The organism is Ensifer sp. LC384 (assembly GCF_001695865.1).
Taxonomy (GTDB): Bacteria; Pseudomonadota; Alphaproteobacteria; order Rhizobiales; family Rhizobiaceae; genus Ensifer.
Genome location: NZ_MBST01000013.1, coordinates 101,466 through 123,520 on the forward strand (window position 1 = coordinate 101,466; position 22,055 = coordinate 123,520).

Below are 22,055 nucleotides of genomic sequence, written 5' to 3' on the forward strand. Positions count from 1 at the left end.
ATTACCTCACTACCAACGGCGCTCAAAGCGACGTCGCAACAGAATGGCGCCAAGGTTCATGACGACGAGGAAGATGAGAAGAATGATGATCGCGCCGGAGGTGCGCTCGACGAAGGCGCGTTCCGCCTCGTTGGCCCACATGTAGATCTGCACCGGCAGTGCGGTCGACGGTTCCATCGGCGAGCCGGGGTAGTCGACGACGAAGGCGACCATGCCGATCAACAGGAGCGGCGCGGTTTCGCCAAGCGCATGGGCGAGGCCGATGATCGTGCCGGTCAGAATGCCCGGCATCGCCAGCGGCAGCACGTGGTGGAAGATGGTCTGCATCTTCGACGCACCGAGGCCGAGCGCTGCCGAGCGGATGGACGGCGGGACCGCCTTCAACGCCGCGCGGGTGGCGATGATGATCGTCGGCAGGGTCATCAGTGTCAGCACCAGGCCGCCGACGACGGCAGCCGAGCGCGGCATGCCGGCAAAGTTGATGAACACGGCCAGACCCAAGAGACCGTAGACGATCGACGGGACGGCGGCGAGGTTGTTGATGTTGACTTCGATCAGGTCGGTCAGCCTGTTCTTCGGCGCGAACTCTTCGAGATAGATCGAAGCGGCAACACCGATCGGCAGGGACAGGACAAGCACGATCAGCATCATGAACAGCGAGCCGAGGGCGGCAACGCCAACGCCTGCCGCTTCTGGGCGGCTCGAGGCGCCGAAGGTGAAGATGCCGGTGTTGAAGCTCTTCTTCAAGACGCCGGCACTTGCCAGCTCGTTCATCCAGGTGACCTGCTGGTCCTTGACCTTGCGCTTGCTCTCCTCGACGCTCAGGTCGATCTGACCCTTGAACGCGGAGTCGACATTGGCTTCGGCGAGCAATGTCACCGGTATGGTTTTGCCGATAACCGACGGGTCGGCGACGACGATGTCGCGCAACAGCGTGCGGGAGCTTGCCGACATCATGTCGGTGGCCTGCTTGACCAGCGGACGCTTGCTCGCATCGATGCCGAGCTGCTTGATCAGCGCCTCACGCACCAGCAGCGGATAGTTGGCGGTCATCAGCACCTTGCCGTCGGTGGCGCGCTCACCCTTGGGGTCGATGACTTTCTCGCTGAATTCGATCGGCAGCGTGATCGTTGTCTGCTGGAACGCAGTGTAGCCGTTGGAGACCACCGTCCACAGCAACAGAGCGAGGAAGAACAGGCCCAGGCTGATGGCGCCGATGCCATAGGCACGGAACCGGCGCTCGGCTGCGTAGCGGCGTTTGATGCCGATATCGCGCGTTGCGGATGCGGGACGGGCGGAGATCCGGACGGTCGGGGAAGCGATGTCGGTCATTCGTACTGCTCCCGATATTTGCGCACGATGTAGAGCGCATAAATGTTGAGGCCGAGCGTGATGACGAAGAGCGTGATGCCGAGTGCGAAGGCAACCAGCGTCTGCGGCGAGGTGAACTCAAGGTCACCCGTCAACTGGTTGACGATCTTCACCGTCACCGTGGTCATCGGCTCGAAGGGATCGATTTGCATGCGGGCCGCGACACCGGCGGCAAGCACCACGATCATCGTTTCGCCGACGGCGCGCGAGGCGGTCAGAAGCAGGGCGCCAACGATGCCCGGCAGCGCGGCGGGAAGGATGACCTTCTTGACCGTTTCAGAGCGGGTGGCCCCGAGACCGAGCGAGCCATCGCGCAGGGCCCGCGGCACCTGGGTGATGATGTCGTCGGACAGCGAGGACACGAACGGGATCAGCATGATGCCCATGACGATGCCGGCGGTCACGACGCTCTGCGCCTGGATGAAGTTCTGATAGTTGCCGGTGACGAGACCGTTCAACTGGGCAGAGATGTCGCGCAGGAACGGGCCGACGGTCACCAGTGCGAAGAAACCGTAGACGATGGTCGGGATGCCGGCGAGCACCTCGAGCAAGGGCTTTGCCGTCGAACGCAGGCGTGGGCTCGCATACTCCGCCATGTAGATGGCTGCGAACAGACCGATCGGCACCGCAAAGAGCATGGCGACGAAAGCGATATAGAGCGTGCCGGCGAGAAGCGGGATCAGGCCGAACTGGCCGGACGCACCGCCGCTGCCGGCGGCAGAAAACCGTGGATCCCAGACCGTGCCGAAGAAGAACTCGAAGGGCGAAACCATCGTGAAGAAACGGCCGGCTTCCGACAGCATCGAAGCGACGATGCCGACCGTCGTCAGGATGGCGATCGAGGAAGCGACGATCAGCGAGCCGAGGATGACGCGCTCAACCTGATTGCGGGCACGGAAGCGGGTGGCGATGTTGCGGATGGCGTAAACGCCGCCGGCAATGGCGATCAGCAGCACGACCGCACTCATCAGCCAGCGGTTGGTGACGCTCATCGCATTGAAATGCTGGGCAGCGGTGATCATGTAGGGTTCGCCTTCGCCGGCAAGGGCAACGCCCTTGGCCGCAAGCGTGGAGCGAAGATTGGCCGAGCCGTTTTCAAGCGACGAAAGCTCTTCCGCCGTCAGCCGCTTCAGGCCGCCGGCGACCGACTTGACCTGGCCAAGCGCCAGCTCGACGGTCGCGCCGCCCTGCGTCTGCACCGTTTCGGGCAAAATCGCCCGGGTGCTGGAGTCAATGTACATCGGGGCGGCGACGAGCCAGGCCCCAAGCACGAGTGCGGCCGGAAGGATCGCCCAGATGGCAACATAGCTGCCGTGATAACCAGGCAAGGAATGCAGGTTGGAGAGCTTGCCGTTGGCCTGCGCGAGCGAACGCGCGCGGCCTGCAAAGTAAGAAATAAAACCAATTAAAACAATGAGCAAAAGAAGGAGCGAAGTACTCATCGGCACGTCTCCGCGGCGGAGCGCTCAATGCGCTGCCGGCAGTTCGGATGGAGGCATGCCCCGGCGCGAAAATGTCGCGCCGGGGCTTGTCAGTATCAGAGCATGTTGCCGGCCGTGAAAGCCTTGCGAACTTCTTCGCGCTCGGCGTCCGGAGCGGCGACGAGGCCGTATTCGGCAAGCGGGCTTTCCGGGCCGATCATCTGATCGTCGAGGAAGAACTCAACATATTCCTTGAGGCCCGGGATAACGCCGAGGTGTGCCTTCTTGACGTAGAAGTACAGCGGGCGCGAAACCGGGTATTCGCCGGAAGCGATCGTTTCGGTCGACGGAACGATGCCGTTGACGGTGGCGACCTTCAGCTTGTCGGCGTTGTTTTCGTAGAAGGACAGGCCGAATACGCCGATGCCGTTCTTGTTGGCAGCGATACGGGCCAGCGTTTCGGTGTAGTCGCCGTCGATGTCGACAGCCAAGCCGTCCTTGCGGACCGCGACGCACTTGCTGTGCTGCTGCTTTTCATCGGCAACGGCAGCCTTGATGACGTCAACGGCGCCAGCTTCCTTGCAGCCTGCAGCCAGGATCTTCTCTTCGAAGACTTCGCGCGTGCCGTGCTTTTCACCCGGGATGAAGGCGGCGATGTCGGCGTCCGGCAGAGCGGAGTTGACTTCAGACCACTTCTTGTAGGGGTTGGCGACGAGCTTGCCGTCGACGACGATTTCAGCAGCCAGACCCTTGTAGAGGTCTTCGGGCTTCAGCGCGAGGTCGGCGTTGCCGGCGTCGGTCGCGAAGACGATGCCATCATAACCGATCTTGATTTCCTGGATCTCGGTAACGCCAGCGGCCTTGCAGGCTTCGATTTCCTTGTCCTTGATCTTGCGCGAGGAGTTGGCGATGTCGATGGTATCCGGGCCGACGCCCTTGCAGAATTCCTTCAGACCGGCGGAGGAGCCGCCGGATTCGACGACCGGCGTCTTGAAGTCCGGGAAGGTCTCACCGAACGTCTCGGCGACGATCTTGGCGTAGGGAAGAACGGTCGAGGAGCCGGCGACCTGAACCTGATCGCGCGCGGCAGCCACGCCAGCGAATGCGGCGGATGCGACGAGCGCCGCAACAGTGAGTTTAAGAGCTTTCATTGAAGTTCTCCCGGAATGGGCTTGTGTTGAGTGCGCCAAGCGTTGCAGCGCTCTTCGCCGTCTGATCGGCTGCCCCTAACTAGCCGCCGATAGCCACACCTTTTATGTCAGTTTCGCGAAACATTTATGACAGTTCATGTCATTGAAAATAATAATGAAAAATGAACGAAGAGGACTTATCCCGCGCCAATATGTCAAAAACGCACGGTAAACACCGTGCCCTTGCCCAGCTCGGAGTGGATCAACAGTCGCGCGCGGTGGCGGGTCAGGATGTGCTTGACGATCGCAAGGCCGAGACCCGTGCCCTTTTTCGAGCGGCTCGCCTCGACATTGACGCGGTAGAACCGCTCGGTGATGCGGGGCACATGCTCGGCCGGAATGCCGGGGCCGTAGTCTCTGACCACGACCTCCGCCTGCCCGCCCTGCCCGCCGGAAAGCTCGACATCGACCTTCTTGCCTTCCTGGCCGTATTTGCAGGCATTCTCGATCAGGTTCTCGAAGACCTCGATCAGCTCGTCGCGGTCCCCCTGCACGACGACAGGTTCGTCCGGCATCGTCAGCGCGATCGTCACGTCGAGATCGTTGGCGAGCGGCGCAAGGCTGTCGCGGACATGGCCGAGCAGCGGGCGCAGATCGATCGTATCGTCAGGCGCAATGTGTGATTTCAGCTCGAGCCGCGACAGCGACAGGAGGTCATCGACGAGGCGGCTCATGCGGGTCGCCTGCTCATGCATGATGCCGAAGAACTTCTCCTGCGCCTTCGCATCGTTGCGCGCCGGACCTTGCATGGTCTCGATGAAGCCGCGCAAAGAGGCCAGCGGCGTGCGCAGTTCGTGGCTGGCATTGGCGACGAAGTCCGAGCGCATGCGATCGATGCGGCGGGCCTGCGAAATATCGCGGTAGGTCAACAGGAAGATCCGGCGCCACGGGCCATCGCCACCCACTTCGGCCGGCGCCACCCTGACCACGTAGACGGCATCGGACGGCAGGCGCTCGGTGTGCTCGATCTGGTTGATCTTGCCGGTCGCGATCGTTTCGCGGACCATATCGAGAATGCCGGGCGAGCGGACGCGGGCCGCGAGATAGCTGTTGGGCGGGATGGTGCCGAATGCCTTTTCGGCAGCGATGTTCTGGAAGACGACGGTTTCATCAACAGCCACCACCAGAACCGGCATATCGAGCGCGTTCAGGGCCGGGATCAAGGCATCGCTGGCCACGCCCGCCACCGCCGCTACCTTCGCCGCTTTTGCGGCCTTCGGCAGTGGCGAAGGCGCGCTGCGGTTCAGCAGAGCCGCGGCAAGCACGATCCAGAACGGCAGAACCACGAAGAAATGAATGCCGGTAAACGTGGCGAGGACGGCGAGCAGCGCCGTCAGGCCGAGGAGCCAACGCTCTGCCTTCAGTCGCGGCACAAGCATCCGCCAGAAAGCCTTGGAACCATCCAGCACCATATCCTCATGAATCACTTTGTCTTCCTCCCGACCTCAAATGGTCGAGAGATAGCGACCCTTCATGACATGATTTTCACGACGCGCTTGAATCCGCAATGCAATTGTGGCCTCCTCACAGGAAATCGCGCGGGCTGGAGGAAGACCACATGGCGTCAACGCAGGCGGCAACGAAGACCGAAAGCCGGACGGTAGAACTCGATATCGGCGGCAAGAAGCGGCTCTTCGACATCGACAATCCCGAATTGCCGAAGTGGATCGACGAGGCCTCGTTCTCCTCCGACGACTACCCCTACAAGAAGAAGCTCGACGAGGAAGAATACCTGAAGACGCTGGAAAAGCTGCAGATCGAACTGGTCAAGCTGCAGCTCTGGCAGCAGGCGACCGGCAAGCGCATCATCGCCCTGTTCGAGGGTCGCGACGCGGCGGGCAAGGGCGGCGCGATCCATGCGACCAGCGGCAACCTGAATCCACGCTGGGCGCGCGTCGTTGCGCTGACAAAGCCGACGGAGACCGAACGGGGGCAATGGTACTTCCAGCGCTACATCGCAACGATGCCAACCGCCGGCGAACTCGTTCTCTTCGACCGCTCCTGGTACAACCGCGCCGGCGTCGAGCCGGTGATGGGCTTCTGCACGCCCGAGCAGCACGAACAGTTTCTCAAGCAGGTGCCGCGTTTCGAAAAGATGATCGTTCACGAAGGCATTCAGTTCTTCAAATTCTGGATCAACATCGGTCGCGAGATGCAGCTCAAGCGCTTTCACGACCGCTGCCATGATCCCCTGAAGGTCTGGAAGCTGTCGCCGATGGATATCGCCGCCCTCAACAAATGGGACGACTATACCGCGAAGCGCAACCAGATGTTGAAAGACACCCATACGGACCAGGCGCCATGGACCGTGGTGCGCGGCAACGACAAGCGGCGTGCGCGTCTCAACCTTATTCGCCACATGCTCTCCAAGCTCGATTACGAGGGCAAGGACAACGACGCGATCGGCGAGATCGATGACAAGATCATCGGCTCGGGCCCAGGCTTCCTGAAATAATCTCAGTCAGCAAGCCGGCCAGCCCGTCGGCTCATACCAACCTGCGTTGGTATTATTGCCCCGGCAGAACGCGGATGGCGTAAAGGTTCAAGCCCTTGCCGCCGCCGCTGATGTCGCTGTTGATGACGAGCTGCCCGGCGGCGCTCGGCGCAAGGCTGCGATCGAAGGTGACCTTGAACAGCATGTCGACGCGCTCGTCATGCAGGGTGAAACGGTGACGGCCGCACTCGCCCAGCGAAGAGAAGTTGCACTCTACGGCAAACTCGGTCGCCTTTCCGGGCGTCGCCTGCACGGTCAGTGCCAGCGTCGACGTCTTGCCTGAAAGTTCGGCCAGGATCGCGGCCGGAATCTCGATCGTAACATCGCCATCGGCATCGGCGTCCGCCGATGTCAGCAGCACGCGCTGGCCGCCATCATCTTTGGCCAGCTCGGCGGTCGCCTGCGGGCCGGGTGTGATCGCGCCTGTTTTGCCGGGTGTGTACACCTCGACCCAATCGCCGGTGAAGCCTTCCTGGGCGCCGAGCGTCTGCAGGCCGGCGGCACCATCGAAATCCTGCGATGCCACGGTTGCCGGCGGGTTGGCGACATTGGTGTCGCGCGCGGCCGGAGACTGCAGCAGATTGTTGGTCTCGACCCACCACACGGCGGCAACCAGCGCCGCGGCCAGCGTTGCGACGACCATGGTAAGCGACAGCAGGCGCCCGCGCTTGCGTCGACGCGTGCGGCCGTCCATCGCGCGCACTTCCGGCGCAACCGCGCCTCTGCCGTCACTTGACTGCCTGGCCGCAACCTCACCTGCCGCAGCCGTCGATACGACAGGACCGTCGCGATCGGCGCGAAGGCCTCCCAGCCCACCATCCTTCTGCCCGTCGCGCGGCGCCTGGCCGGCGAAAGCCGGTTCGCGGCGGTCGGGGCCGGATGGCTGCGGCTCGGGCCTGGCTGTCGCCGCCGCACGTGGTGCAACCGCGTCATCGAGGCTGACCGAAGGCGCCGACGCCGGCCGCGCCTTCAGCGCCGCCCGCTCCTCCGTCTCGATCGCATGAATGACCGCTTCCAGCCGATGACGCTGCTGGGCGACGACGTTCTGGTCCTCGATCCCCTGCTTCTGCAGCCCGGTTTCCAGCGCCTGGCGCGCGGATTGATAGATGCGCGCCCGCGTTTCGGCGCTGGTTCTGTCGGAGCGCTCCAGCGCATTTCGGATTGCAGTCTCGAGTCCGCTCACATCAAATCCTTCTGTGCACACCGGCCCTTACAGCGTCCTTTGCGCGTCAAACATGGCGCGCAAAGGACGCTGTAACGCTTTAAATCTGCTGCATGATCCTATCCTTAAATCGGATCCGATTTAAGGATAGGATCATGCAGTGCCTCCCGCCGGCGCTCGTCAATCGATCGACGCTTTTTCATCATCCGCAAGCTCTTATCAGTTAATTCCGGATGCACGCCGTTGGTTTTGTTAACAATTGCGTAACCGCTGCTTTCGAAATCCGCAAGTCCGGCGCGCCACTGGTCCCGGCAACGCCGGGGAAAACTGCCTTCTGCTTAGCGCTTCGGCCGGAAAAACCGCATCTTTGCAAGCGCGCAACTTGCTGCTATCTATTTTGACGTTTACGCAAACGTCAAAAATACCAAGGGATGGAGAACTCGATGTCGCTGCCGCCAATTCTTTCCGAAACGACGAGACTGCCCGTCGTCGGCGCACCCTTGTTCATCGTCTCGCATCCCAAGCTGACGATCGCTCAGTGCAAGGCCGGCGTGATCGGCGCCTTCCCGGCGCTGAACGCCCGCCCGCATTCGCAGCTCGACGAATGGCTCGCCGAAATCACTGAAGCGCTCGCCGACCATGACGCCAAGAACCCCGGCCGACCGGCCGCCCCCTTTGCCGTCAACCAGATCGTCCACAAGTCCAACGCCCGCCTCGAGCAGGATCTGATGCTTTGCATCAAGTACAAGGTGCCGGTGGTCATATCTTCGCTCGGCGCCGTGCCCGAGGTCAACGCCGCCATTCATTCCTATGGCGGCATCGTGCTGCATGACGTCATCAACAACCGCCACGCCAATTCGGCAATCCGCAAGGGCGCTGATGGGCTGATCGCCGTCGCCGCCGGCGCGGGCGGCCATGCGGGCACGCTCTCGCCCTTCGCCCTCGTCCAGGAGATCCGCTCCTGGTTCGATGGCCCCCTGCTGCTTTCCGGTGCGATCGCCACCGGCGGCGCTATCCTCGCCGCCCAGGCCATGGGCGCCGACATGGCCTATATCGGCTCGCCCTTCATCGCCACCGAAGAGGCACGCGCCAGCGACGCCTACAAGCAGATGATCGTCGACAGCAATGCCGCCGACATCGTCTATTCCAACTACTTCACCGGCATCCACGGCAACTACCTGAAGCCGTCGATCGTGGCGGCCGGCATGGACCCGGAAAGCCTGCCGGAAGCCGACCCGTCGAAGATGGATTTCGCCCAGGCCACCGAAGGCACCAAGGCCTGGAAGGACATCTGGGGCTGCGGCCAGGGCATCGGTGCGGTGCGCGAGGTCACCTCGGTCGGGCATATGGTCGATCGCTGGGAGCGCGAGTACGACGCGGCGCGCGCCCGCCTCGGGCTGCATACGACCCCCACGATTGCTACCAACAAGGAATTTTCAAGTTCTCGAAACTGATGGCTTGAAATCTTGGCGCTTTGCGTTTATCAGCGCCTCACACTTCGTTCCGCGGTCTTTTCGCGGAACCGCCTCAGGGCCGCTTTAGCTCAGTCGGTAGAGCACATCATTCGTAATGATGGGGTCACGTGTTCGAGTCACGTAAGCGGCACCATTTTCCTTCAAAGAAATGAGCACTGTAGCGGGATGATAGTCTGAAGCTGGCCCAGGGTCAGCTCGTCTTGCTACGCACGAGCGGCGGGCAAGCGGTCCATTTCGAGGAAGCCGATCGATGTCGCTTAGAGTTAGCCGTTTTCATGTTCATGAGGATGCCGTTCAGGCCAATGTCTCCGGCCGTACCTGTTCCTTGTCGGCGCTCGAAATCGGCGGCGAGGTCCTTGTCGTCCTGACGTGGCTCGGAAACAAGGATGCGGGCCTGCGCCGGCCGGAATACGTTCTGCCGCTGGCGTCGATCCCGCATCAATCGCGCGAACCGGATGCCGGCTCGCCTTACCGCTGGATCCTGACCGGGACCTTGCCGATGTCGCTGTTCGACGGCAGCGCATCGCGGCAGGTCCGCCGGCAGCACGGCGTCAGCCCCGGCCCGGCGCTCAACCTGCCGCTGCCCGGCACCACATCCTGATCTGCAAACACGCGACAGCATAATGCGTTCGCTCACGGCGCTGCGTGGCGATTGGCCTCGTTCGGGACCGACGCACGCCAGGTCGCGGCGAATGCAGCGATAACGGCAAGGCCGGCCAGGAGTGCGGCGGCTGCCGGAAGCACTGATGGCGAGGCCGCCTCGACAAGCACGCCGCCGACGCCGGTGCCCAGCCCGACGCCGACATGCATGGCCGACAGGTTGAGGCCGACGCCGGCTTCCGCCGTCTCAGGGCTCTGCCTGATCAGGAAGCTCTGCACCACCGGCGAGATCATCCAGCTGATGCAGCCCCACAGCATCATGACCGCAATGAACAACGGCCGCGTATCAGACACGAAGGGTATCGCGACCAGCGCGATGACATAGCCGAACGGCGTCAACCGGATCGCCAGTCGCGGCGCCACGGCATCGCTCAACCGACCGCCGAGATAGCCGCCGCAGACACCCGCTATGCCGAAGGCGAAGAAGGCCGTGACGACCTCATCGCCGTGCATCCCGACGATCTCGGCCAGATAGGGCGCGAGGTAGGCGAACACGCTGAAATGGCCGCCGATCATCAGCACCGACACCAGCTGCGCACAGACGCACGAGAACGAGCGCAGATGGCCAGCATAGGAGCGGCCGCGCGGCGGCTTCGACCGACCGGCCCCCGGCACGAACCACTGACATGCGAACAGGACGCAAACCGCAAACAGCGCCAGGCCGGTGAAGACACTGCGCCAGCCGAACGTGCCGCTCAGGAGCATGCCCGCCGGTACGCCGAGAACGAGCGAGGCGCTGATGCCCATGAAGATCAGGCCGATCGCCCGGCCCCGCCTCTCCGCCGGCACGATCTCCGTTGCCAGCATGGTCGCAACCAGGCAGGCCGTGGCGCTCGCGGCCGCCATGCCGATGCGGGCGGCGACCAGGACGCCGTAATTCGGGCTGGCAGCCGCCAGCACATTGCTGGCGATGAAGAGCACCAGCGCCAGCAACAGCAGGGTCTTGCGCTCCAGGCGTGCCGTCAGCAGGAGGGCTGCCGGTGCCGTCAGCGCAAATGTCACGGAGAACACCGAGGTCAACTGCCCGGCAAGACCGATGGAGACGCCGAGCCCTGATGCCACATCCGGCAGGATGCCGATGACGATGTTTTCCGCCGTGCCGGTGGCGAAGGTCGCCAGTGCGAGGAGAAGAAGGGGGATATTCATCTTGCCTTTCCCGATCAGTGGACGCCACGGTCGGAAAGGTCTTCCCGATGTGGCGACTGGTTGCACACCGGGTTTCGAGGCAGAGCTTCGGTTATCCCTCTGACCGCGCTCCTAGCACGGATCGACGTGTGCGAGAAGCGCCAAGGTCCTCCGGGTTGGTTACCGCAGAGGCAGCCTCGATCGAACCAGTGCCACCACAACGCGAGAAACCGAGAAATACCCGCTTGCATCTGCCGGCCCGGAATGCTGTCATCGCGCCGTCGCGAAAGTACAGTCTGATGCGGCTCGTTTTGTTTCTGCGTGGGGCGCCGATGATTGAGAATGCGCGTGTTATTGTCTCGGCGGTGCTGACGCCGAGAGTGATGACCATCGTCCTTCCTGCTGTTCTTTCCCTGGGGCTTGCAGGCTGCGGCGGCCACGCCAAGGGCGTCATGACGCCGGTTGCGCTGACGGCGCAGACGCCGAAAACCTCGCAGGTGGACATGCTGGTCGCAACGACCCGGCAGCCTTCGGGCGATCCTGCGACGCTGTTTTCCGGCGAAAGAGACGCCAACACCTTCATGACCGATGTTTCGGTATCGATCCCTCCGGACACGGCGCGCAAGCCCGGCACCGTGCAATGGCCGCGCAAGCTGCCGCCTGATCCGAGCACCGACTTTGCGGTGACGCGGGTGCGGGAACTTGACACGCTTGCCGACGGCAAGGCCTGGTTCAAGCAGCACGGCGTCGGCGGCCACGCCTTCGTCTTCGTTCACGGCTTCAACAACCGCTACGAGGATTCCGTCTTCCGGCTGGCGCAGATCATCCATGATTCGGGCGCCCAGACGACGCCGATCCTGTTCACCTGGCCGTCGCGCGCCAACGTGTTCGAATACAACTACGACAAGGAAAGCACGAACTACTCGCGCACCGCGCTCGAGGACACGTTGCGCATCCTTTCAGAGGCGCCCAACGTCAAGGACATCACCATCCTGGCGCACTCCATGGGCACCTGGCTGACGATGGAGTCGCTCAGGCAGATGGGCATTCGCGATGGCAACGTGCCCTCGAAGATCGAGAACGTGATCCTGGCTTCGCCGGATATCGATCTCGACGTCTTCGCCAAGCAATGGGTGGAGATGGGCAAGAAGAAACCGAAGTTCACGATCTTCGTCGCGCAGGACGACCGCGCGCTCGCGCTTTCGAGCTTCATTTCCGGCGACGTTTCGCGGCTCGGCGCCATCGACCCATCGAAGGAGCCTTATCGCACGGACTTGGAGAAATCCGGCATCACCGCCATCGACCTGACCAAGGTTGAGACCGATGACGGGCTGCATCACGGCAAGTTCGCCGAAAGCCCGGAGATCGTGCAGCTGATCGGCCAGCGGCTCATCAAGGGCCAGACGCTGACCGATTCCAACATCTCGGTTGGAACAGGCATCGCCGCCGTCGTCGCCGGCACGACCAGGGGCGTTGGCAATGTCGCTGCAACCACCCTCTCCGCACCGGTCAACATCATCGAGAATCCACGCCCGACGAAAAAGCGGCCGGTGGTCGGCGACACACTGGCCGACGATCAGCCGAAACCACTGGTGATCAACTGAGCGACGGCCGGACGCTGCTCTGAGCGAAAGGGCCCGGGGCCGTCAGTCGTCGTCGCCGACAAAGCGGTAGCCGACGCCCGGCTCCGTGCGGATGATCTTCGGGTCGGCCGGATCACGCTCGATCTTGCCGCGCAACTGGCCGATGAAGACGCGCAGATAGTGAAGATCCTCGCCATGGGCGGCGCCCCAGACCGAAGTCAGCAGCGTCTTGTGGGTGACGACGCGCCCGGCGTGGTGCGCCAGCATGACCAGAAGGTCATATTCCTTCGGCGTCAAACGCACTGGCTCTCCGTCGCGCGTCACCAGGCGCTTGATCGTATCGATCGCCACACCATCGGCCGAAAGCTGGGTGTGGCCGCCCTCCATCTGGATACGGTGGCGAAGGGCAGCCCGGATGCGCGCCGTCAGCTCGCCGATGCCAAAGGGCTTTTCGATGTAGTCGTCGGCGCCGAGATCGAGGGCGGCGATCTTTTCGCTCTCCCGGTCGCGCGCCGACAGGATGATGATCGGCACCTGCGACCAGGCGCGGATGTTGGCGATCACATCCTTGCCGTCCATGTCGGGCAGGCCGAGATCGAGGATCACCACGTCGGGCGCGGTCGTCGCCGCCGCCTTCAACGCGTCCGTTCCGGTCAACGCCTCCAGCACATCGTAGCCGGCAGCGCTCAAGGCCGGCCGCAGGAAGCGCTGGATCTGGGGTTCGTCGTCGACAACGAGGATGCGCTCCACGCTCATGCACGGTCCTTTTCGGATATTTCAGCTTCGGCGGCAGGAAAACGCATGGAGATGCGGGTGCCGCGACGCCTCAAAGCCGGGCTTTCGGCCTTGATGCGGCCACCCATGGCCTCGACGAAGCCCTTGGCGATCGACAGCCCGAGACCGGTGCCCGGCGTGCGGCCGTCCACCTTGCCCCTGCGGAAGAATTTTTCGAATACCTGTTCGAGGTCGCCCGGTGCGATCCCCTTGCCGAGATCGGTGACTGACAGGACGATGTCGTTTCCGTCCCTTCGCGCATAGATGCTGATCGGCTCGTCACCGCCGTACTTGTTGGCATTGTCGAGCAGGTTGAAGAGCACCTGGCCGAGAAGCACGCTGTCGCCGCGCATCAGCGGCAGTTCGGGCGCGATGCTGGTGTCGATCTCGCGGGCAGGAAAGTACTTGTGCGCCCGATCGACGGCGGCGCGCACGGCGTCGGCGACATCCACCCAATCGCGCTTGGCATTGACCGTTCCCGCCTCGATGCGGGTCATGTCCAGGAGGTTGGCGACGAAACGCGTCAGCCGACCGCCCTCCTCCTCGATCGATTGCAGCAGATCGTCACGGCTTTCCGGCGGCATGCGGTCGCCCAGCTGGCGCAGGCTGGTGACGGCGCCGGTGATGGTGGCAAGCGGCGTGCGCAGATCATGCGAGATCGACGACAGCAGGGCTGCGCGAAACCGCTCTCCCTCCAGCTTGGCGGCGTGATCCAGGCTCTCGCGGGAAAGACGCGCCCGGTCGATGGCGATCGCCGTCTGGTCGAGGATGGCGGCGAGCGCGCGCTCTTCGTTGATCTCCAGCGGCTTGCCGGCCTGCACGAAGCCGCAGACGCCGACGACGCCGTGCGGGCTCGTCAGCGGTCGGAAATGAAACGGGCTGTTCGGCAGCGTGCCAGTGCCGTTGCCGGCCGCCTCTTTCTTGTCCATCGCCCAGCGCGCCGCCATGGTATCGGTGACATCGAGTTCGGTGTCCGGCGGCCAGGCCGCCTTCAGGCGCAGATCGCCCTCCTCCGGCAGCAGCAACGCGGTATTGCGTTTCAGTGTCGCCTGCATCTGGGTGACTGCCGCCCAGAGCACATCGTCGACATTGGCCGTTCCCGAAAGCTTGCGGGAGAAATCATAGAGCGCCTGCGTTGCCGCGGCGCGGCGCCGAGCGGATTTCGCCTGTTCGCGCACCCGGGAGGCCAGACTGCCGGCAAGCGCCGCCGCAACCAGAAAAATGAACAGCGCGAAGACTTCGTGCGGCTCGGCAACCGTGAAAGTGCCGACCGGATCGATGAAGAAGAAGTTGTAGGCAAGAACCGAAAGCAGGGCAGCCGCGATCGCCGCGATGTGGCCGGCATAGATCGCCGACGTCAGCACCGCCAGCAGGTAGAGCAGCGAGATATTCGGCAGGATGATGAAGCGCTCGATCAGGAGGCCGAGCGCAGTCGCCGTCCCCACCGTGGCGGCCGCGATGGCGAGCGCCCGCCCGAAGCCCTCCGGCATTTGCCGCTTGGCGGTCACGCCTCTCTTCGGGCGCGGCTGTTCCTTGTCGGTCACCAGATGAATGCCGACGCCGCTGATCCGCTCCGCCAGCGCATCGGGAAGCGATTGCCGGAACAGCCGTAGCGGGAACGGCTGGCGCCTTGTGCCGATGACGATCTGTGTCGCATGCTCGCGGCGGGCGAGCTTGAGGATCTCCTCGACGAAATCGTTGCCGACAATGCGGCGGGTCTCGGCGCCGAGCTGTTCGGCAAGGCGGAAGGTCTCGTCGAGCCGTCTCGCCCCCTCGCCATCGCCGCTTTCGCGGTCGGCCCGTTCGATGAAGACCACGATCCAGGGTGCGTTCAGCCCCGAAGCCAGGCGGCTGGCGGTGCGCACGACCTTTTCCGACAGCAGATCGGGACCGATGCACACCAGCAGGCGTTCGCCGCTCGCCCATGGGCCTTCGATAGCGTTCTGCTTGAGATAGTCGACCATCTGGTCGTCGACCCGATCGGCCGTGCGCCGCAGCGCCAGCTCGCGCAGCGCCGTCAGGTTGCCCAGGCGGAAGAAGCGCTCGATCGCGCGCTTGGCGCTGTCGGGCAGATAGACCTTGCCTTCGTTCAGCCGCTCGATCAGTTCCGCCGGCGGCAGGTCCACCAAAAGCACGTCGTCGGCACGGCTGAGAACCGTGTCGGGCACGCGCTCGCGCACCGCAACGCCGGTGATCTGGGCGACGACATCGGACAGGCTCTCCAGATGCTGGATGTTGAGCGCCGTCCAGACGTCGATGCCGGCGGCAATCAGCTCCTCGACATCCTGGTAGCGCTTCGGATGGCGGCTGTCCTCCGGGTTGCTGTGCGCCAGCTCGTCGACGACGATGATCTTCGGGCGGCGTGCGAGCGCCGCGTCGAGATCGAATTCGGAAAGCACACGACCGCGATGGTTCACATCGCGGCGCGGCAGTATCTCCAGTCCTTCGATGAGCGCGGCGGTCTCGCCGCGCCCGTGGGTCTCCACCAGACCGATGACGATGTCGACGCCGTCGGCCTTCAGCCGACGCGCGCGCGTCAACATCGTATAGGTCTTGCCGACGCCTGGGGCTGCGCCGAGAAAAACCGTCAGCTTTCCTTTTCGCCCCTGTCCGGCCAGCGCCAGCAGTGCGTCCGGGTCCGGACGGCTTTTCGATTCGCGATCGGTTTCAGGCATTCAGCGTCTCTGGCAGTGTCTCTGGCTTCAAACTCAGCTTCTCCGGGTATCCAGAGCAAGGTTGAGTTCTAGCACATTGACGCGCGGCTCGCCTATGATCCCCAGCAGACGACCTTCGGTCGCCTGCTCGACCAGCGTCGCCACATCCGTTTCCGCAAGCCCGCGTGCCTTGGCAACGCGGGAAACCTGCTCGCGGGCGAAAGCCGGCGAAATATGCGGGTCAAGGCCGGAACCGGACGCCGTGCCGCCGTCGGCGGCGATTTCCCCTGTTATACCGCTGGCGCGCAGCTTCTCGACGTCGGCAGCAACCCGGTCCTTCAGCTTGACCGAGGTCGGGCCGAGGTTGGAGCCGGTCGAACCACCAGCGTTATAGGCTTCAGGACCGGTCGCGGAGGGCCGCGGCCAGAAATATTTGTCGGAGGTGAAATTCTGCCCGATCAGATCGGAGCCGACGACGGTGCCATCGATGCGGATCAGGCTGCCATTGGCCTGCACGGGCATCAATGCCTGGGCAACGCCGGTGATCGCGAAGGGGTAGGCAAGGCCGGTGATCGCGGTCAAGAGCAGGGCCATGACGATTGCGGGGCGAAGTTGGTTCAACATGATTACACCAGATTGAGAGCGGAGACGACGACGTCGACGAGCTTGATGCCGGCAAAGGGCAGGATCAGGCCGCCGAGGCCGTAGACCAGCAGGTTGCGGCGCAGGAGCGCGGCGGCGCCGACCGGGCGATACTTGACCCCCTTCAACGCCAGCGGGATGAGCGCGACGATGATCAAGGCGTTGAAGATGACCGCCGACAGGATCGCCGATTGCGGCGACGACAGCCCCATGATGTTGAGGGCGGCCAGCGCCGGATAGGTGGTGATGAACAGCGCCGGGATGATGGCAAAGTATTTTGCCACGTCGTTGGCGATCGAGAAGGTCGTCAGCGAGCCGCGCGTCATCAAGAGCTGCTTGCCGATCTCGACGATCTCGATGAGCTTCGTCGGGCTGGAATCGAGATCGACCATGTTGGCCGCCTCGCGCGCCGCCTGCGTACCGGTCTGCATCGCCACGCCGACGTCGGCCTGGGCGAGCGCCGGCGCGTCATTGGTGCCGTCGCCGCACATGGCGATCAGGCGGCCGCCCTGCTGCTCCTTGCGGATAAAGCCGAGCTTGTCTTCCGGCGTCGCCTCGGCGAGGAAGTCGTCGACGCCCGCTTCCGACGCGATTGCCGCTGCCGTGACCGGGTTGTCGCCGGTCACCATGACGGTGCGGATACCCATGGCCCGGAGGGCCGCGAAGCGCTCCTTGATGCCGGGCTTGACCACGTCCTTGAGGTGAATGACGCCGAGCAGGCGATTGCCGTCGGCAACGGCAAGCGGCGTGCCGCCGGTGCGCGCGACCTGGTCGACGGCGCGGCGAAATTCGGCCGGCACGTTTTCGTCGCGAACGCCAGCGAACTTCAGGATCGAATCCACGGCACCCTTGCGCAGCCGGCGACCGCCGAAATCGACGCCCGACAGTCTCGTTTCGGCGGCGAAGGGCACGACGGCGTCGATTGCCAAAGCTCCTGTTTGAACCGAGCCGCCACCGACCGCCAAAGCCACGACCTCGCGGCTCGTCTGCTTGCCGGAAACGGGCAGGGACACCGCCGGCGCCTGACGACCGAATTCACCGGTAGCAAGTGCCGCAATCGACCGGCCCTCCGGCGTCTCGTCGGCAAGGCTTGCCAGCAGCGCGGCATCGGCAAGCTCGGCATCCGTCACGCCGGGAACCGGCATGAAGTTGGCGGCCATGCGGTTGCCGAAGGTGATCGTGCCAGTCTTGTCGAGCAGCAGCGTATCGACGTCGCCCGCCGCCTCGACGGCGCGACCCGATGTCGCGATGACGTTGAAACGCACCAGCCGGTCCATGCCGGCGATGCCGATTGCCGACAGCAGACCGCCGATGGTGGTCGGGATCAAGGTGACGAGCAGTGCTGCAAGAACCGTGACCGACAGAACCGTGCCGGAATAGCCAGCAAGACCCCAAAGCGTCACGACGGCAACCAGGAAGACCAGCGTCAGGCCCGAAAGCAGGATCGACAGCGCGATCTCGTTCGGGGTCTTCTGGCGCTGCGCACCTTCGATAAGCGCGATCATGCGGTCGACGAAGGTGTCGCCGGGCGCCGTGCCGATGCGCACCTTGATCCAGTCGGACAGCACCTGCGTGCCGCCGGTGACGGCGGAGCGGTCGCCGCCGGACTCGCGGATCACGGGTGCGGATTCGCCGGTGATCGCGCTTTCGTTGACCGACGCGACGCCCTCGACGACGTCGCCGTCGCCGGGGATCAATTCCCCGGCTTCGACCAGCACGAGATCGCCGACTTTCAGCGAAGTGGCGGCGATCGTCTGCGTTTCACGACCCTCCGCCGAGACCAGCTTACGGGCCGTCAGTTCGGACTTGGTGCGACGCAGGCTGTCGGCCTGCGCCTTGCCGCGCCCTTCGGCGACCGCTTCGGCGAAGGTGGCAAACAGCACCGTGAACCACAACCATGCGGCAATCTGCCCCGAAAACAGCGGACTGCCGGTCCCGGTCGCAAGATCGCGAATGAAGAAGACCGTGACCATGGCTGCCACCACCTCGGTGACGAAGATCACCGGGTTGCGAACAAGCTGGCGCGGGTCGAGCTTGGTGAATGCGGCCTTGAATGCCGGCAGGAGAATCGCCGGGTCGACAAGGCTCGGGGCGACGGGTTTCGAAGACATTGTTTGTTCCTTCAGAAGGTCTGGCCCGAGAGCATGGCGAATTGCTCAACGATGGGACCAAGCGCAAGGGCCGGGAAATATTGCAAGCCCCCGAGGATGAGGATGATGCCGATGAGCAGGCCGACGAAGAGCGGCGTGTGCGTCGGGAAGGTTCCCTTGGAAGCGGGAACGCGCGTCTTGGCGGCGATCGAGCCGGCAATCGCCAGCACCGGTATCGCATAGGCAAAGCGGCCGAGCAGCATCGCGAAACCGAGCGTGGTGTTGTACCAGGGCGTGTTGGCCGAGAGGCCGCCGAAGGCGGAGCCGTTGTTGCCGGTTGCCGAGGTATAGGCGTAGAGGATCTCCGACAGGCCGTGCGGACCTGATGTGCCGATACTGGCGACGGACGAGGGCATGACGGCGGAAATCGCGGTGAAGCCGAGGATCGAAGCCGGCAGGATGAGGATCGCCAGCATCGCGTATTTCATCTCGCGGCCCTCGATCTTCTTGCCAAGCAGTTCGGGCGTGCGCCCGACCATCAGGCCGGCGACGAAGACGGCGAGGATTGCGAAGACGACCATGCCGTAAAGGCCGGAGCCGACGCCGCCGGGCAGCACTTCGCCAAGCTGGATGAGCAGCATGGGAACAAGGCCGCCGATACCAGTGAAGGAACCGTGCATGCCGTTGACTGCACCGGTCGAGATACCGGTGGTCACGCCGGCATAGGCCGCCGACATGGCCTGGCCGAAGCGGACTTCCTTGCCTTCCATGTTGCCGAGGGACGCCTCGAGGCCGAGCCCATGCAGGATCGGGTTGCCATAGCTTTCCGCCCAATAGATGACACCGATGCCGGCAATCAGCAGGGTCGCCATGGCAGCGATGAAGGCCCAACCCTGGCGGCGGTCACCGACCATCTGGCCGAAGGTGTAGACGAGCGCCGAGGTAATGGAGAGCATCGCGAAGATCGACAGGTAGTTGCTGAGCGCTGTCGGGTTCTCGAACGGGTGCGCCGCGTTGGCGTTGAAGAAACCGCCGCCATTGGTGCCGAGCTGCTTGATCGCTTCCTGGCTCGCGACCGGGCCGAGCGCGATCGTCTGCTGCACGCCTTCGAGCGTGGTGGCGCTGACGGAGGCATGGAAGGTCTGCGGCATGCCCATCGCGACGAAGGCGAGTGCGACGAGGACCGCGAGCGGCAGCAGCACGTAGAGCGTCGAGCGGGTCAGATCGACCCAGAAATTGCCGAGCGTCGCGGCACCGGAGCGGGCAAAGGCGCGGGTGACGGCAAGCGCGATGGCAATGCCTGTCGCAGCCGAGACGAAGTTCTGCACCGTGAGGCCAGCCATTTGGCTGAAATGGCTCATGGTGGTCTCGCCGCCATAGGACTGCCAGTTGGTGTTGGTGAGGAAGCTGACCGCCGTGTTGAAGGCGAGATCCGCCGGCACGTCGGCAAAGCCTTGCGGGTTCAGCGGCAGCGATCCCTGGAAACGCAGGATGGCATAGAGAAGCGCGAAGCCGGCCGCGCTGAAGGCGAGCATCGACAGCGTATAGGCGAGCCAACCCTGCTCCTTCCTGGCATCGACGCCGGCCGCCAGATAGAGCCCGCGTTCGACGGGTCCGAGAACCGGAGAAAGGAAATTGCGATCACCGGCGAAAACCCGCGCCATATAGAGGCCAAGCGGCTTGATCGCGAGGAAGACGGCGAGGAAGAGGAGGCCGATCTGCAGCCACCCGATAATAGACATGAGGAATTCTCCGCAAAATACGGCTGGACGACTAGAACCGTTCCGGTCGAACGAGGGTCACGATGAGATAGGCCGCGAGCACAAAAGCGACGGCGAGGCCGACGAAGGTTTCGAACATCGATGCCTCCTAGAGCCGGCTGAGCGTGTGCGCATAGAGCGCAAACACGACAAGGCCGCCGATGCCGGCGGCAAGAAAAAGTAGATCGGACATGTGCATTCTCCAGGACTGGATTGGAGCCGGATCATGCGCCCTGTGCGGGTCAATTATCGATTGGGATGGTTTTGCAAGCGCATAAGGAAAAGATAAGGACGCCGCAGCTGCCGAAAGGCAGCTGACGCATTGGCGGCGTCAGAGCGTTTCCGGTTTAAGCGGAGGCGCAGAAACGCTCTATCTCTTTGTTTTTACGCGTTTCCTGACGAAAAACCGCTTCGCACTTTTTCTGGAAATGCTTTAGCCCTTGATGATCGGGCTTATCGTCGGTGTCTCTTCGTTGGTCACTTCGCGCATCCATTCGCGCCAGATGGCGACGAGCAGTGCCATCAGCACCGGGCCGACGAACAGGCCGAGAAAGCCCATGGTCTTGACGCCGCCGACCAGGCCGAAAAAGGTCGGCAGGAATGGCAGCTTGATTGGCCCGCCGACGAGGCGCGGACGCAGCGTCTTGTCGACGATGAAGAGTTCGGTCGTGCCCCAGGTAAACAGCGCGATGCCGTGAACCGGCGAGCCGCTGGCAACCAGATAGACCGAAACCAGCGTGAAGCAGAGCGGCGCACCACCGGGGATCAGCGCCATCAGGCCGGTGATGATGCCGAGCGTGACCGGCGACGGAACGCCAGCCAGCCAATAGGCAACGCCGAGCACGATGCCCTCGCCGATGGCGATGATGCCCATCCCGGTCACCGTCGAGCTGATCGTCATTGGCACCACGCGCGACAGCCGTTCCCAGCGCATCGGGAAGATGCGCTCGCCGAGATGGTCGAGTTGCTTGGAGAAAGACTGCCCGTCGCGGTAGACGAAGAACAGCGTGATCAGCATAAAAAGCAGCGTCAGGAAGGCATGAAACGCCGAAGCGCCGATGACCAGAACGCCGCGATAGATATTACCGATGTTGGAGCCGCTGACGAGTTGCACCAGTTCGCCGAGCGCGCCGGGATGGCCGACATATTTCACCCACTGCGCGCCGAGCCAGGCGCCGGCGATCGGGATCGTCGTCAGCCAGGCGGGCACGCCCGCACCGTTGGCATTGGTCTCGACCGCCCAGACCAGCCAGTCGCGCACTTCGTCGACCGCATAGACCGCAGCGACCGAGATCGGAACGACAATGAAGGCGATGACGCAGATGATGGCAATGGTTGCCGCCAGCGTGCGATTACCGTCGACGGCCGCAAGCAGGCGGCGATAGATAGGCCAGCTGGCGAAACCGATGACGACGGCGGCCAGGACAGGGACAAGGAAGCCGTGGAAGAAATAGACGCCGGCCAGAAGCACGAAGACGAGCATCCAGCGCGCCGCAGTGATCGGACCAACCAGAGCCGAGCGCGACGTCGCCGCATACCCGAAGAGCCGCGGCTCTGCGGGAAGGTTTTCTCGTTCGCGATTGCCCAGCTGCACCAACATTCCTCCGTCTCAGACGACCTTACAACAAACCAGGGGTCTTGCCAGCCTGTACAG

General features: G+C 63.6%; 17 protein-coding genes and 1 tRNA gene. 5 read left to right on the forward strand and 13 right to left on the reverse strand.

The features are described from left to right. Window positions 1–9 precede the first annotated feature (9 nt). The 4 genes from pstA to phoR all read right to left on the reverse strand — a co-directional run bounded on the left by pstA (window position 10) and on the right by phoR (window position 5,409). A complete protein-coding gene (gene pstA / locus BC363_RS12385) occupies window positions 10–1,332 on the reverse strand; it encodes a phosphate ABC transporter permease PstA (protein ID WP_065781388.1) in 1,323 nt (440 codons plus the stop codon). After that, on the reverse strand, window positions 1,329–2,813 hold the full coding sequence (gene pstC / locus BC363_RS12390) for a phosphate ABC transporter permease subunit PstC (protein WP_065781389.1): 1,485 nt from the start codon (window positions 2,811–2,813) through the stop codon (window positions 1,329–1,331). The genes pstA and pstC overlap by 4 nt, the downstream gene beginning before the upstream one ends. A 95-nt stretch (window positions 2,814–2,908) precedes the next feature. Beyond that, on the reverse strand, window positions 2,909–3,943 hold the full coding sequence (locus BC363_RS12395) for a substrate-binding domain-containing protein (RefSeq protein WP_065781390.1): 1,035 nt from the start codon (window positions 3,941–3,943) through the stop codon (window positions 2,909–2,911). A gap of 194 nt (window positions 3,944–4,137) precedes the next feature. Further along, window positions 4,138–5,409, reverse strand: a complete 1,272-nt coding sequence (gene phoR / locus BC363_RS12400; RefSeq protein WP_065781391.1) for a phosphate regulon sensor histidine kinase PhoR — start codon at window positions 5,407–5,409, stop codon at window positions 4,138–4,140. Window positions 5,410–5,540: 131 nt separating this feature from the next. Between phoR and ppk2 the strand changes: the two genes are divergently transcribed. Beyond that, window positions 5,541–6,437 carry a polyphosphate kinase 2 gene (gene ppk2, locus BC363_RS12405; protein WP_065781392.1) on the forward strand — a complete coding sequence of 299 codons (897 nt, stop codon included), beginning with the start codon at window positions 5,541–5,543 and terminating at the stop codon, window positions 6,435–6,437. Between the two features lie 52 nt (window positions 6,438–6,489). Here the strand turns inward: ppk2 and BC363_RS12410 are convergent, their stop codons facing one another. Further along, complete coding sequence (locus BC363_RS12410; RefSeq protein WP_065781393.1) at window positions 6,490–7,659, reverse strand: biotin transporter BioY; 1,170 nt, start codon at window positions 7,657–7,659, stop codon at window positions 6,490–6,492. Between the two features lie 422 nt (window positions 7,660–8,081). Between BC363_RS12410 and BC363_RS12415 the strand changes: the two genes are divergently transcribed. From BC363_RS12415 to BC363_RS12425, 3 genes are all read left to right on the forward strand, one after another. After that, on the forward strand, window positions 8,082–9,092 hold the full coding sequence (locus BC363_RS12415; RefSeq protein WP_065781394.1) for a nitronate monooxygenase family protein: 1,011 nt from the start codon (window positions 8,082–8,084) through the stop codon (window positions 9,090–9,092). Between the two features lie 78 nt (window positions 9,093–9,170). Further along, window positions 9,171–9,246 (forward strand) — tRNA-Thr (locus BC363_RS12420). A 117-nt stretch (window positions 9,247–9,363) separates the two neighbouring features. Beyond that, window positions 9,364–9,714: a hypothetical protein gene (locus BC363_RS12425; RefSeq protein WP_065781395.1), complete on the forward strand. Its 351-nt coding sequence runs from the start codon at window positions 9,364–9,366 to the stop codon at window positions 9,712–9,714. Window positions 9,715–9,746: 32 nt separating this feature from the next. Here the strand turns inward: BC363_RS12425 and BC363_RS12430 are convergent, their stop codons facing one another. Then, a complete protein-coding gene (locus BC363_RS12430) occupies window positions 9,747–10,919 on the reverse strand; it encodes an MFS transporter (protein ID WP_065781396.1) in 1,173 nt (390 codons plus the stop codon). A 362-nt stretch (window positions 10,920–11,281) separates the two neighbouring features. Here BC363_RS12430 and BC363_RS12435 point away from each other — a divergent pair, with 362 nt between their 5' ends. Next, window positions 11,282–12,502: an alpha/beta hydrolase gene (locus BC363_RS12435; protein ID WP_065781431.1), complete on the forward strand. Its 1,221-nt coding sequence runs from the start codon at window positions 11,282–11,284 to the stop codon at window positions 12,500–12,502. A 42-nt stretch (window positions 12,503–12,544) separates the two neighbouring features. Here the strand turns inward: BC363_RS12435 and BC363_RS12440 are convergent, their stop codons facing one another. The 7 genes from BC363_RS12440 to BC363_RS12475 form a co-directional block, all read right to left on the reverse strand. Further along, window positions 12,545–13,237, reverse strand: a complete 693-nt coding sequence (locus BC363_RS12440) for a response regulator (RefSeq protein WP_053248801.1) — start codon at window positions 13,235–13,237, stop codon at window positions 12,545–12,547. Beyond that, window positions 13,234–15,930 (reverse strand): sensor histidine kinase KdpD, encoded by a 2,697-nt coding sequence (locus BC363_RS12445; RefSeq protein ID WP_065781397.1) that lies wholly within the window; start codon window positions 15,928–15,930, stop codon window positions 13,234–13,236. Before BC363_RS12445 ends, BC363_RS12440 begins: the two co-directional genes overlap by 4 nt. Window positions 15,931–15,963: 33 nt before the next feature. Beyond that, the gene (gene kdpC / locus BC363_RS12450; protein ID WP_065781398.1) at window positions 15,964–16,533 is read right to left on the reverse strand and encodes a potassium-transporting ATPase subunit KdpC; all 570 of its coding nucleotides are present in this window, start codon (window positions 16,531–16,533) and stop codon (window positions 15,964–15,966) included. A 2-nt stretch (window positions 16,534–16,535) separates the two neighbouring features. Further along, a complete protein-coding gene (gene kdpB / locus BC363_RS12455) occupies window positions 16,536–18,662 on the reverse strand; it encodes a potassium-transporting ATPase subunit KdpB (RefSeq protein ID WP_065781399.1) in 2,127 nt (708 codons plus the stop codon). 11 nt (window positions 18,663–18,673) lie between these two features. Further along, on the reverse strand, window positions 18,674–20,383 hold the full coding sequence (gene kdpA, locus BC363_RS12460; protein ID WP_065781400.1) for a potassium-transporting ATPase subunit KdpA: 1,710 nt from the start codon (window positions 20,381–20,383) through the stop codon (window positions 18,674–18,676). Window positions 20,384–20,414: 31 nt separating this feature from the next. Continuing rightward, complete coding sequence (gene kdpF / locus BC363_RS36330) at window positions 20,415–20,501, reverse strand: K(+)-transporting ATPase subunit F (RefSeq protein WP_065781401.1); 87 nt, start codon at window positions 20,499–20,501, stop codon at window positions 20,415–20,417. 333 nt (window positions 20,502–20,834) lie between these two features. Continuing rightward, entirely contained in the window at window positions 20,835–21,995 is a 1,161-nt protein-coding gene (locus BC363_RS12475) for an AI-2E family transporter (RefSeq protein WP_065781432.1), read from the reverse strand. Between the last annotated feature and the right edge of the window lie 60 nt (window positions 21,996–22,055).